Below are 13,965 nucleotides of genomic sequence, written 5' to 3' on the forward strand. Positions count from 1 at the left end.
TTACCCTTCCTCATTTTTAGTTTCATTAATCACTGGTGCAGTATAACCTTTCAGTTTAGGCCAGATTCCATTTTTAATTTTCTTCAATTTCAACTTTGATGGATCTACCACTACATGTTTAATTTTTTCTCTTCTCCAGGTGTAAATGAAGTGCAACATACCATCAGCAGTTTGAATAACAGCTGGATAGGAATACTGGCTGATCGGTGAATCTTCCAAAATTAAAGCTGCAGACCATTCTTTGCCATCTTTGGAAACGGAAACATTTAATGGTGTTCTTGCACCTTTAGCCAGATCACCCGGAGGTAAAACATGGTTGTACACCAATACCTGGCGACCATCTTTCATGGTTACGGCATCTGTACCGGAATTGTTATTTGGCAAGGTGGTTTTGGTTAATGCCGACCAGGTTTCGCCATTATCATTAGACCATGCTTCTACAATTGCGCGGTTGGCAGTTCTGGCTAAAATCTGTAACTTTCCGTTTCCATACTGCAAAATACTGGGTTGAATGGCTTTAATACCGTTTTCAGGAAGAGGGCCAACTGTTCTCCAGGTTTTACCGTTGTCTTTTGTTACTTCAAAATGGATTTTCCAGCCGTCACCCTCTTTGCTTGATGGCGCGAATAAATTTTCGTTGCTCAATAAAACGGGTTTATTTTTTACAGGGCCAATATATCCATCGGGTAATTTGGTGGCTTCAGACCAGGTTTTCCCACCATCTTTTGAAGTTTTCATCATGCCCCACCACTCAGATGGTTTTGGGCCAATTTTATAAAACAGTAACAAATCTCCACCAGGAACCTGGTATAAAACCGGATTCCACGTTGGTAATCTTTTACCATCAGGTTGAATGCCATTGGCAACCGAGAACGGTGCTAACCATTTACCATCTACAAAGCGGCTGATGTAGATTTCTACATCGGGATTTCGTTCTTTTGTGCCGCCAAAAAATGAAGCGACTAAACCTGTCGGTGTTTCTGCTATTGTAGCTGAGTGGCACGAGGGAAATGGTGCTTTGTCGTACAAAAACTCTTGTTTTACGATTCCTTTTTGCCATTTCTCTACCTGGGCATTAGCACAAATTGTGATTGCGAAAATTAGATTGATGGTGATGTATATTTTTCTTTTAAACATAATGTTTTTTTGTTAACCAACTATTTATGAACGGTCGTTATTCCCAGCTTGACTGGGAATCTTAATGTGCTGGCAAGGCATTTATTTTGCTTTAAGATTCCCGCCTGCGCGAGAATTACGATATGGTTGAGGGAACCGCCTACTGTTTCTGTTTCGCTGCTTTCTCTTCCTTTATTTTCTTAGTATAGGCACTATAAAGTGTTCTCCAGCTACGACCATTATTGTTCAGCATTTGCTCTGATTTTGTTTTGTAAATCTCGAAAATGGCTGAAATTTGTTTCATGTTTTTATAATCTACAGCTTGCTCGCGGGCTTGTTTTAAGAAAGATAAAATTTTTGCTTCTTCATCTGCCGTTAAATCAGGAACGATTGCTTTATAACCTTTCATCGTAAAATCAACCTTTCCGATGGTGTATTTATCCAGAATGGTTTCCAGCTGTTCTGGTGTGAGGTTTTTTCTTAAGTCGTTTATTAAAGATTGATGCACAGTTGAAGGCATGGCAGAATCGGCAATAATTTGTTTATCCAGATCGCTTAATTTGTTTCCTGTAACCGGATTTATTCCATCAGGAACAGTTGAAGATGGATGATCGTTGTGCCAATATCTAACGGTGGTTAAATGAACCATGATGGCATTTTCTACCGCAGATTTTTTAGTAGCATCGGTTAAATTCAATGCAGCCACCCATTCTTTTGCCTTGGTTAAAATTTCTTCGGGCACCACAACATCTTTAGTTTGACTGAAGGTATTTACTGTGGTTAGTAGTAACGTCAGCAGCATAAATGGTTTTAAAAATTTTCTCATAATTGTATTTTAATTTCTGTTTCGGTTCGTGAAGACACAAACCGAGGCCTGTACCTGTAATCTTCTTTCGCCATGGTTCGTGTCACCACTAACCATTGTTTCATTTCCGCTCCACCACAAAAGCATAATCACCCGAGCCAATTTCATAAACAGCCCTATTTTGCTCCATTTTTATAAATTTTAAATCTTTAACCGATTTTATCTTTTCTGAAACTTCATTTTTGTTATTTGCAGGAATATACACCATTGCCGTAGTATTTGCGGGTATGGTTACATTCCATTTAAATTGATCGGCTGTTTTGGTATAACTACTTTTGATTGAGCCATAAACCGAATTGAAGCTCGCATTTACCGAATTTAAGCCGTTAATCATCTCTGGCTTCATGATGATCTTTTTAAAAGCTGCACTTTCTGATTTTATTCCAGCCAGATTTTCATAATACCAGATCAGTAAGTCACCAAGCATCATCACGTGGTTCTGCGAATTCATTTTCGGATCGGCAGTATTTCCATTCCAGAGTTCCCAAATGGTAGTTGCGCCGTTATCTACCATGTAACCCCAACTTGGATACGTTTTTTGTGTCGCTATGGTATAAGCCAAATCTGGTCGACCATAATCGTTTAAACAGCGCATTAACCACTGAATTCCCACTAAACCATTGCTCAAATGACCTTTGTTTGTCACTTCAACCGTATAAGTAATGTTCTTAAAAACCTGATCTACTTTATTTTGCGGAACCATCCCGAAGTAAAGCGGAATGATGTTATCAGTTAGCGCATTCGTAGCATAATAGCCTTGATCGTTATAATATTTCTGGTTGAAAGCGTCTTTGATTTTATTCCCCAGAAGCTCATATGCTTTTATATCTTCCTCATTCTTGCTTACCTTAGCAAATTGTATCATCAACTGGGTGAAATGATAATAATAAGCTGTCGAAATCAATTCTGATGGATACTTTTTATCTGCGCTTTTACCACGACCAAATTCGATGGTAATGGGTGGCATACACCAATCGCCGTAACTATCTTTCGTTAAAATGTAATCTTTCATGTAACGGTCTTGCATGTAAGCCAGCCACTTTTTCATGGCCGGATAGTTGTCCCGTACGGCAGAAACATCACCAGTTTGTTTGTATAACATTTCGGTAACTAAAAGCATTGCTCCAGGCCAGGTCATGTTATCGCTGTAATAACGCCAAAACGCCGGTGCAACATCCGGAATAGCACCATCTTCCTTTTGCGAATTCCGGATATCCTGCAGCCATTTTGCATAAAACCTGCCGTTATCAAAAAGGAAACTTTCTCCGTAAGCCACAGCGCCCCTATCGCCCAACCAAGGCATGCGTTCGTTACGTTGCGGACAATCAACCGGAATCCCCTTGTAACTTCCGGCAATTCCCCACCAGGCATTTTTGAAAATCTGATTGGTCAGCGCATCCGAAGTTTCGAAGGTTCCGACCGTTTTGATGTTATCGTAAATCATTTTGCCAACGAAATCGTTCAGTGATGGCTGGTAAGGATATCCTGAAAGTTCTACGTATCTAAACCCGCGGTAAGTAAACGTAGGTTCCCAGGTTTCTAATTCGCCACCTTTTAGGGTGTATAAATCGGTACATTTTGCATTGCGAAGATTAGCAGTAAAGAGTTCGCCATTATCTTGTAAAGATTCTGCAAAACGCATTTTGATCTGTTTGCCTTTTACACCTTTTACCTTGATTTGCAACCAACCTACCATGTTTTGACCCATATCCAAAATATATCGGCCACCGGAAAGTTTGGTGATTGAAACAGGCTTAATGGTATTCATCACCTTCATATTTTCATTTATCTGGGCCTCAATGGTTCCGGTTGGTTCTTGTACAAATTCTGCTTTCGCCCATTTGCTATCATCAAAACCTACCTTATTCCAGCCTGAAGCTTCTTTTGTAGCATCATATTCTTCGCCGTCATATTCGTTATTGGCTCTGATCGGCCCATCCGTTGTACCCTTCCAGCTATCATCGGTATCAATATTCGCTGTTGTTCCGTCAGTATAAACAATGTTGATGTTCATGAGCATTTTTGGAAAACCAAACGTTTTAATTTTATATGGCTTTTCATTCTGGCGCATCGCGAAAAAACGGCCATTTCCAAGTATTGCGCCAACTGCATTTTTACCATTCTGAAGGTAACCGGTTACATCGTAAGTGTTATATTTAACATTTCTGCTGTAATCGGTTGGCGATGGAGACAATACATCTTCCCCAACTTTTTTGCCGTTGATGTAGAGTTCATACAAACCCAAACCTATGATAGACGCTGTAGCCGATTTAATCTGTTTTGCACACTGAAACTCCTTTCTAAAATATCGTGCAGATAAACGGGAATCAGTTTTAATGTTATCCCATGGGAAAGCCCGGTCGAAACCAATCCAACCTTTTGGCCAATCTTTGTAATAAAGCAAACCCATGGAGAAAGAGTTGTTAGCCGACCAATCACTTTGGCCAGCAGTTGTCCAAACTTTAACCTTCCAGTAGGCTTTCATACGGCTTCTTAGTGCCATACCGTTATAGCCTACATGGATAGATTCTTGTTCGTTAACCTTTCCTGAGTCCCATAAATCGCCCTCATTTGCCTTTAATTTTTCTGCCGATGATGAAACTAAAATTTGATAAGCGGTTTGCAGTACATTACGCTCATTGGAAATGATATGCCAGGCAAAGCGAGGTTTTACAACATCAATTCCCAACGGATTTTCGAGCATTTCGCAGGTGGTATGCTGAAACGAGACTTGCGCCATCACCTTTGTAAAGGATAGAAAGCAAATGCTGATGATCGCTATGTAGAGTTTAATGTTCATTATACTTCGTATATGATTACACCGATTGTTGGATTGCACAGATTATATTATTTTTTTAAAAAAATTCGTCATTGCAGAGCTGGGCCTGAGCGAGCTGAAGCAATCTTTTTTGCTAATGTAATTGTGCTTCATAATTCCTTTATTGAGATTGCTTCGTCGTTCCTCCTCGCAATGACGAACTATGGAGTGAAAAATCAAAATACAAAGTCATATTCAATGCCCTATCCGGATCTTTATCAAAATCATAATAAATATTTTTCATTCCCATTGGCCCTGTTGTTTCTGGTTTTTGGGTTTTAGTACCAATTGCCGAAATCGCATTCATAAAGGAAATATCACCATCCGGAAATGTCGGACTCATGTTATCATATTCTGTATCTTTCGATTTTTTCGGTGTAAATAACCTTAAAAAAATATCTTCCTGATCGGTTACAACTTTGAATGATTGTTGCTTGCCAATAAATTCGCACCAGTACATATTTGAATAATAGCCTTTAAATTCAGGGTACTGCCAGGGTGCTTCACCTGTTGCCGAATTGTTATAATCATTTTTCCAAATACCAAAAGTTGTGCCTTTAATTCTGTTTTTCCAAACGCGGTATGGTCCGTTTCCTTTATATTCAACTGCTTTGATTTCTGTTTCAGGATAAGAAAAGTTAAGTCCAACAAAAGTGGTAAAGTAATCTGATGGAAAATATTTTACCTCCATTTTTAACCATCCTGACGGATAAATCGTCCACTGTAGCGTATTCCAGCTTTCCTTTTTATCAAATTTGGATGAAATCACTAAGTTCTCGCCATCCATTTTCTGAGTAAAACCTTTAAAGTTATTTACACCCTCCTGCAAAATAGGACCATTAGAAAAAGGTATTATCCCTTTAGCATTCCTGGCCTTTTGCAACAAACCAGTTATTTTGTCGAAAGTCAGATCAATACCGTTAGCAGATACCTGATAAACTTTTGCATCCTCTTTAACATTTACTTTTGAGGAACCTGTTTTTATAACGATTTTCTCTGCATCATCCTTAGGCAGCGTAATCGGGAAACTCCAGGTAAATAATTCTTTTCCATCAGGTGCATTAGCGGTGAGATAAAGTGCATCGAAGCTTCTCCAATCTGCTGGAAGATTAACCTGTAATTTTCCTTTTTCAAAAGGTTTGATGTTTGGCGCATCGGCTTTGCCAGATTTAAATGCTGCATCATCCCCAACTTTTAGTTTCTTCAATTTCCAGTTAAAAGTACATTGATTGAGGTTAGTAAATGCATAACGGTTTTCTAATGTAAACGAACCGTCAAATCCAGCAGTCATTTCTCTTTTTTCTACAAAAACAGGACTCCAGACTTCTTTAATGGTGAAAAAACTGCCTTCTTTTTCGTGGTAAGGTCCAACAATTCCATCAGGGCCATGGTTTCCGTCAGTATCTAATTCGCCGCTTTTATCGGTACGCACCACCGCCTGATCGGCAAAATCCCAAAGGAAACCACCAGCCGAAAGCGGATTGTTCCACATGGCATTCCAGTAATCTTCAATGCCTGCACCGTGACCGCCGTCCCACATACCATGCAGAAACTCTGTAGGCATTAAAATGTTGTGGCCGTGATCGTAGTTGCCAATTCCGTAATTAAACTCACGGTAATGTGTGGTTTCAAACCCATTAAAAACCTCCCAAGGATGAATTAAAGGTCTTTTTTGAAGATCTTCTTCAGCAAAAAGGTGATCGAGTTCGCGATTGTGTCCACCTTCGTTTCCATTTGCCCAAAATATAATTGATGGATGATTTTCATCATTCAGCATCATTTCTTTCATCAACTTCGTTCCCGTTGGCGTATCATAAGTGCCATGCCAGCCAGCCAGTTCATCCATTACAAATAAGCCGAGCGAATCGCAAACATCCAAAAAATGACCATCAGGCGGATAATGCGACATTCGAACGGCATTCATATTCATCTCTTTCATTAGTAAAACATCGGCAATGCTGATTTTTTTACTGGTTGTTCTACCGGATGACGGGTAAAATGAGTGACGGTTTACACCTTTGAATTTCATTTTTACACCATTGATGTAAACACCATCACGTTCTTTTACTTCAATTGTTCTAAAACCAATCTTTTTTGAAACCTGGTGAACCACTTTGCCATTTTTGATCAAGGCAAAGTTTGCAGTGTACAAGTTTGGAAACTCTGACGACCATAATGCCGGATTCGAAAACTGATGATTCAACTTTACACTTTTACTTCCCTTTTTTATTGGAGTGGTAAATCTATTACCGAATCTTTTTCCATCTTTCCCTAAAAGCTCCACCTCAACTTTATCTGCATCACCAGTATAATTTAATTGCGCATTTAAACTGCCATCAGCTCTGGCATCGATCTGAATCCGATTGATATGATTTTGCGGCAGCGATTCGAGATAAACAGTTCTGAAAATACCACCAAAGATCCAGAAATCGGCCTTACGTTCAGCTTCATTAACAGATTGATTTGCAGAATGCTTGGATACTTTTACTTCAAGTAAATTATCGGCACCAAATTTAATCAGTTTGGAAATGTCGTATTTAAAAACATAAAATGAACCCTGATGGATCTCTCCCGCCAACTGACCATTAATTTTGACTTCGGTATCGGTCATTGAGCCTTCAAAAACGACATTAATTTCCTTATTTTTCCAGGCAGAGGGAACCTTAAATTTGTACTTGTAAAGACCTTGTTCCTTGCCTTTATTTTCCTCTTTGTTAAAGCCATAATTATATTTCCCGAAACCTTGTAATTCCCAGTTTGAGGGCACTGGAATGGTAGTCCATTTACCAGAATTTGCTCCAGCTGTACAGAAGAAATCCCAGTTAACGGTATTATCATTTCCGGTTCCCGATAGGTATAATTTCTCTGTTTGCTGTGCTTTTAGCGAGCAGAATAGGGTTGTTAAACACAAGAAAAGTATAAATCTGCGTTTCATTAATTGGTTTTAAAAGTTTTAGTTAGTGGATTATCGGTACGGAAAGGTAAGGCAGGTAAACCATTGCTATAAAAGTTCCCTGAAGGGTTTTCCGTCCAATTATAACGCACGGCAACCGGTGTTTCAATTTCTTTTGAAGAAACGATAACCTTTCCATCTTTTACGACAACATCAGCATTCACAAATTTCCCGTCGTTTCCTGCAATGGTAAAACCGGTAATCGGACTAGACGAAGTTGCTTTTAAGTTATCGAAGTCCAATAAAGCTTTTCCATTTTTAAATGAAACTGATTTATAAATAGGTCCTGAAAAATCATTTTTTCGAAGGTAAGTTTTAGCTAAAGCCCAAAGCGCCAACCTTCTGCCTACCTCCCATTTGTATGTTGGGTGCAAATCTTCATTCGAGTCGGTTAAATCGTTTGTAGAAATCATCCCAGTGTTTGGCAAACGCAATAATTGTGTTTGTGCTTCCCAAAATTCGGGTTCTGTATTTTCATCAACAGGTACCTTACCTTTGGTTTTGGAGTAGTTAAAAGGCGCAATCTGAACATAATAAAATGGTAGATCGTTTTCTTTCCAGGCTTTCCTCCAGCTATTGATTAATACTTTCATTTTATAAGCATAGCTGATTTTCTCGTTCAGAAAACAATTGGTCTCGCCCTGATACCAAAGAAATCCGCGGATTTTAAATTGAGTTAAAGGTTCGATCATGGTCGGATAAAATTTACCGGGATCGTTACCCACTTTTTGATTTCTGAAATAATCCTCTTGTTCAAATGCATTTTCTGAAATCCAAGGTTCAATTGCACTTCCTGGAATGGCTGAAGAGATCATCCCAACAGGGATACCCAATTTTCCCTGAACTTCCTTTGCGTAGAAATAACCGACAGCTGAAAAAGCACGTAAAGCTGAATCTTTGGCTTCACTCCAGCTTTTATGGACAGAATCAGGTTTGATCAAAGTTTTGCGGTTAACCAGGAAAATTCTGATCTGATTATTCTTTGCTTTTGCCACTTCATCAGATGGGAAACCTAGTTTTTCATTCTTTGGTTTTGGGATCTTGGCCAGTTTGCGCATGGCGTATTCCATATTCGATTGACCGGAGCATACCCAAACTTCGCCTACCAGAATATTAGTAAGTTCAATCTTATTTGAGCCACTGATGGTCATGGTTTGAGGTTTTGTAGCTGTTTTTAATTGAGCTAAAACTACTCGCCAGTTTCCGTTTTTATCCGCAAGAGCTTCTTTTTTCTGGCCTGCAAACGTTACTTCTACTTTTTCGCCTGGTGAAGCATAACCCCAGATATTGATGGGCTTTTCGCGCTGCAAAACCATATTACTCGATAAAATTTGAGGTAGGAGGATTTTTGCGTTGGCGGAGAAGGAAAAAAGTGAAAGTAATGTCGTTATCGCCGTCATTGCGAGGAGGAACGACGAAGCAATCCTTCTAGCCTTTTGAAAAGATTGCTTCGCTTCGATGAAAAATCGAAAGCTCGCAATGACGATATATCTTAAAAACTTAACCATACTAAAATCCCTCCGTTTTTAAATACTTAATCGAATAAACAGCTTCCTTTTTCTCTGGTTCCCCCGCATTTTTCAAATCATAGGTTTGATCTGCAGGTGTATCTACATCAGGGAAACGACGAACATCGCCGGTGCGGAAAACAATTCTTGAAACATCAGCAACAGGTTGAAAAGCCAAACTGGTTAACACATCTTTGCCGTTTACGGTGATGGTGTAAAAACGCGTAAAGGCATCTAATTTTAATTTAATGTCGTAACTTTTACCCGCCTCGTATTTCATAAAATTTTTATACCGTGCTCCCGCCTTTGCGCTTAAAGTTCCAGCGGTATCAAAAGTCAGGCGCACAGTTGCCATTCCTTTTGCATCCTGCAATTCGATTTCGAGCAAGCCGAAATCATTTTGCTTTGGCCTAACCGAAAACGAAGCTATTATTTTCTTAGATGCAGGAAATAATCTTTCGGCTTTGGCATAATCAAAAGGATCTTTGTCTCTTAACTCTAAAACGCCGTTTTCTACCTTTACCGGTGCCCAAAGCGGACTATATATGTTCCACATTTCGAGCGCTTTATCTGATGGTAATTTACCAAAATCATCGTTAACATGTTGTGTTGCTTTATCGCTAACCGGTACAGGAACTGAAGAAACCCAGATATCCTCTTTGTTCATGCTGTAGGTTACCCATAAATTGCCATCTTTTGGTTTTCCATTACCCTCTTCAATGCCACGCACATATTGCGGACCATAAGACTTGTAATTTCCACCATAACGCATCGGCGTGATTTCGCCATTTACCAACAATAAATTGGTATAATCCAAGCCATTTTTACTAGTTGAAATGGCTAAAGGCCAACGATATTCAGATGGATTATAAACTGTTGCGTAATTGCCGTCTGAAGTTTTTTGTCCCCAGATTTTGGCATTGCTGTTTACAAAACCGGGTGCCCGCGACGCGTTTTCTGGCCAGCTCTTTCCGTTATCATTACTAATGGCTGTTAAGGCATTTTTCCATAAACCCACCACTCTTCCATCAGGTAAATGATAGTAGCTGAAGGCTTTATACTCCTTTTGTAAAGTAATCAAAGGATCTTTCCGATCAGCCTCTTCATTCCATTGTTGAGTCATCAACTTGTTTGATAACAATTCATTACAGGCTTCAATGAAAGTTTTACTTTTGCTTTTGGTGTATAGCGGATATTTGGTATTTTTCTCGGAGTAACCAGGATTGTAATGAATGAAATAAATGGGGCCATACTTTCCATCTGGCTGAATTTCTCTTACTGCCCTGCCAATTCCATGGCCATCGTTCGGATCGTCTTTCGCGTCAAAACTAATGGCATAAAAACCCAAAACCAGGAATACATTTTTAGTGGAAACATAAAAACCCATGCGTTGATGCATCACAGCATCTAAATCTTTGGCAACATCGGTTCTACCCTCTTTTGTTGTACCATCCGGAATCCGGTAGACCGGAAATACCACCTCTGGTTTCGTCCAGGTGTAGCCATCTTTTGACGATTGCAATAAAGTTTGTCCTGGCGGGATGCTTTCGCCAACTTTATCGCTTAAATATTCAATATAAAATTTATTATTCCAGTAGGCCAGCATTGGTGCATGGTTATAGGTCCACCCAAAATTCTCGGCCAGTTCAGGGTGTTCCCGGTTGGCACGGAAAGTCTGGATATTATGCACACCCATTACTGGCGAAAGCTGACCATGATGGTAATCTGCATTAACCAGTGTTTTACCTGTATAGCGTACCGTATCCTGCGCCTGCGAGTTTTGCATCGCAAATGCAAATGGTAAGCTTAAACAAAGTATTTTAAATATTTTCATGTTATTAGTTCATTTCGTCATTGCGAGTTTCCGATTTTTCATCGGAAACTCGCAATCTTTTTTGTTAAATAGATTGCTTCACGCTCTCGCTCGTTCCCTTGCTTCAGTTCGCAATGACGACTCATTTATACTTCAATAAATTCTCAATCACTTTCTTATTCACTTTTATAATCGTTCCGTGTTTATGCCCTTCGGGGATTGAAATTGATGCTGTTACATCCTTAAAAGTCTTAAAATCGGCAGTTTTATAGGCTGAATAAATCTTTTGTCCATAGGCATCGAAATAAATCAGCCAATTATTTTTTACTTTTACCACAGTTGGTCCCTCTGTTAATTTCGGACTAAAAGTGTCCGAAACATTTTCGTAAGGTCCTAGTGCATCTTTTGCAAACGCTACTTTTAAATTTCTATTCGGGCGTGTATTGTCTTTTAAAACCAATACATAATCTTTGCTTGCCCGTTTCACAATCACTGCATCGATTACACTGAAACCAGGATCAAGAAACAATTTCGGTTTAGAGAAGCTTATAAAATCTTTTGTGGTAATGCTGTACATCCGGTGATTATTTTCTTCTTCCTCTATTCCTTTAGCAAATCGAAACGGAATAGCTGAAGCCCAGATAATTACATATTCTTTTTTCTCATCATCATAGAAAATTTCAGGTGCCCAAACATTTACAGTTTTCGGCTCACTTTCCATTACCGGAAGGAATTTTTGTTCGCTCCAATTGATCAGATCCTTTGAATTGGCGTAACCAAAACCTTTGTCGCCTTTCCAGCTGCAGGTCCAAACCAAATGAAATGTTCCATACGGCCCTTGAACAATTGATGGATCGCGCAAAACTTTCTGTGTCCCAACCGCTGGTTTCAAAAAAGTTTTATTCAAATCTGTCCAATGGTAAGCATCGTAGCTGTATAAAAGCCTTAACCCTTCGTTTGCCGGCTCATGGAAAGAGGTAAATATATAAGCCTGCTTTGTACAGGATGTTAAGCCGCAAAGAAGCAGGCCAATAATGGCTAAGCGAAATGATGATATGGAATTGGGTTTAAACACTGTTCTCTTTAGTTATTTCTTTTTTCAATTGTCAGTCTGAGCGTAGTCGAAGACCCTTTTTTATAATTTGATTAAGGATGGCCCTTCGACTACGCTCAGGGTGACATTATTTATTTATTGATGGTCGTCATTCCAGCGCAGGCGTGAATCTTAATAGCCCAATAGCGAAAGCATTACGATTCCCAATCAAGTTGGGAATGACGATCGCCCTAGTATGCGTCATTTCGCTGCGCTTCATCCAATAACTATCGGATCGAAATGACGAGCTTTCTAATGAGATTGCTTCGTCGTTCCTTCTCGCAATGACGATATTGTCCCGGCTTTAACGCCATACGCCTATCGCTAAACGCTTCTCCTACACCTCCTCCAACACCAACACCCAATCATTGCCATTTGCAGGTTCGCCGGGTGGGTTAAACTCCCTAATTCCTTTATTTTCAAATTCTCCAATTGCCGTGATTTTACCAGTTCTTGGATCAAACCAGGAAGCTTTAACCTCATCACCATCGATTTTGCCCATCTGCACAGTAAAATTTCTTCCTGTATAAGTGTAAAGCAATGCAAACTCTTCACCTCTTGTAGCAAGAACCCGTTCATATTTTTCACCATTCTTTCCAGCCACTAAAGTTTGATCGGGCACACGATCGAAATAAGAGTGAGAAAGCATTAAATCTTTCAGGTATTGCATCTGTTTTGCGCCTGGAGCATTAATGGCAGTGATCCAATGGTCTTTCGCACCATAAGCAGGTTTTAAATCTGCCTTTTTATACATCTGCATTACCGAATTGTGGCCATAAGTATAACCAAATGCACCTGCAAAAACCGACCAATAACCGTATCTTCTTACATCACTAGCTGTCCAGCGTGGTTGGACCGTATCGTGTAAACCTTGTGGAATATCTTCGTATGAAGGCTCCCCATCAATGGTTGGCTTAGTTGGTTTTAATTTATAATCAGCTTCAATATATTTCCAGTTATCTTCTCCATAATGTAATTTTTCGTTTTTAGAGGTGTCCTGATCATACCGGCGGTGACCAGATTGAACCATATCAAAATCACACCATTTTGCATTTTGAAACCATTGTGAGGAAGCAGTTCTTCCCCTTGGATGGAAAGTTATTAGATGATTCGGATCGTTTGCCCTTAAGGTTTCGCCAATGGTATTCCAAACATCCGCACCATCACTTCCTTTAATATCGCCACCATTGAGCCAAATGATATTCCACTTATCTTTATAACGTTTTGCCAGGAACTCAGAATAAGCCTTTGCCTGCGTTTTATTCACTTTTTTATTTTTTACATTGGTACCCCATACCGGAACCAGGGCAATATAAAGTCCTTTTTCTGCTGCCTGATCTATGATGTAATCTACATGATCCCAATAATCATAGGCCAAAGAGTCTTGAGGATTATTGCCCGGTGTAAGCATCGGCTTTGATACATCTGCATGTACAACTGACGAATCGAGGTATACATTTCTCGAAGGCACATCATGTAATAACATCACCTGAATAACATTAAAACCTTTTTGTTTACGGTCTTCGAGATAGGCGTTTGCTTCTTCGCGGGTTAAACGACCGAACAGCAACCAGCCTGTATCTCCAAGCCAAAAGAAGGGTTTGCCATCACCGGTGGTTAAATACCGCCCGTTCTCTGAAACCAAAAGACTTTTATCGCCAAAATGAGGCTTTTTCTTACAGCCAAAAGCAAAGCAAGAAAGCACAGCAAGCAGAAATATTTGTAATTTAAGGTTCATATTCAGTTTAATGTATTTAAAAATGTTGTTGGGTGTAGATACCCGCTAATAAAAAACGTGC

8 protein-coding genes are annotated in these 13,965 nt (G+C 39.5%); all 8 read right to left on the reverse strand.

All coding sequences use genetic code 11. The features are described 5' to 3' along the window. Window positions 1-1,137, reverse strand: a complete 1,137-nt coding sequence (locus KYH19_RS10910) for an exo-alpha-sialidase (protein ID WP_219078713.1) — start codon at window positions 1,135-1,137, stop codon at window positions 1-3. 139 nt (window positions 1,138-1,276) lie between these two features. Beyond that, window positions 1,277-1,942, reverse strand: coding sequence for a DUF3826 domain-containing protein (locus KYH19_RS10915; protein WP_219078714.1), 666 nt, complete (start codon window positions 1,940-1,942; stop codon window positions 1,277-1,279). A gap of 100 nt (window positions 1,943-2,042) precedes the next feature. After that, window positions 2,043-4,781: an alpha-L-rhamnosidase gene (locus KYH19_RS10920; RefSeq protein ID WP_219078715.1), complete on the reverse strand. Its 2,739-nt coding sequence runs from the start codon at window positions 4,779-4,781 to the stop codon at window positions 2,043-2,045. 139 nt (window positions 4,782-4,920) lie between these two features. After that, window positions 4,921-7,734 (reverse strand): glycoside hydrolase family 2 TIM barrel-domain containing protein, encoded by a 2,814-nt coding sequence (locus KYH19_RS10925; RefSeq protein ID WP_219078716.1) that lies wholly within the window; start codon window positions 7,732-7,734, stop codon window positions 4,921-4,923. Next, window positions 7,734-9,068, reverse strand: coding sequence for a sialate O-acetylesterase (locus KYH19_RS10930; RefSeq protein ID WP_132397040.1), 1,335 nt, complete (start codon window positions 9,066-9,068; stop codon window positions 7,734-7,736). The genes KYH19_RS10925 and KYH19_RS10930 overlap by 1 nt, the downstream gene beginning before the upstream one ends. A 193-nt stretch (window positions 9,069-9,261) precedes the next feature. Beyond that, entirely contained in the window at window positions 9,262-11,094 is a 1,833-nt protein-coding gene (locus KYH19_RS10935) for an exo-alpha-sialidase (RefSeq protein ID WP_219078717.1), read from the reverse strand. 121 nt (window positions 11,095-11,215) lie between these two features. Further along, a complete protein-coding gene (locus KYH19_RS10940) occupies window positions 11,216-12,148 on the reverse strand; it encodes a glycoside hydrolase family 43 protein (protein ID WP_255562618.1) in 933 nt (310 codons plus the stop codon). A 355-nt stretch (window positions 12,149-12,503) separates the two neighbouring features. Further along, entirely contained in the window at window positions 12,504-13,904 is a 1,401-nt protein-coding gene (locus KYH19_RS10945) for a glycoside hydrolase family 140 protein (RefSeq protein ID WP_219078718.1), read from the reverse strand. Window positions 13,905-13,965: the final 61 nt, after the last annotated feature.

The organism is Pedobacter sp. D749, from assembly GCF_019317285.1.
GTDB lineage: Bacteria > Bacteroidota > Bacteroidia > Sphingobacteriales > Sphingobacteriaceae > Pedobacter.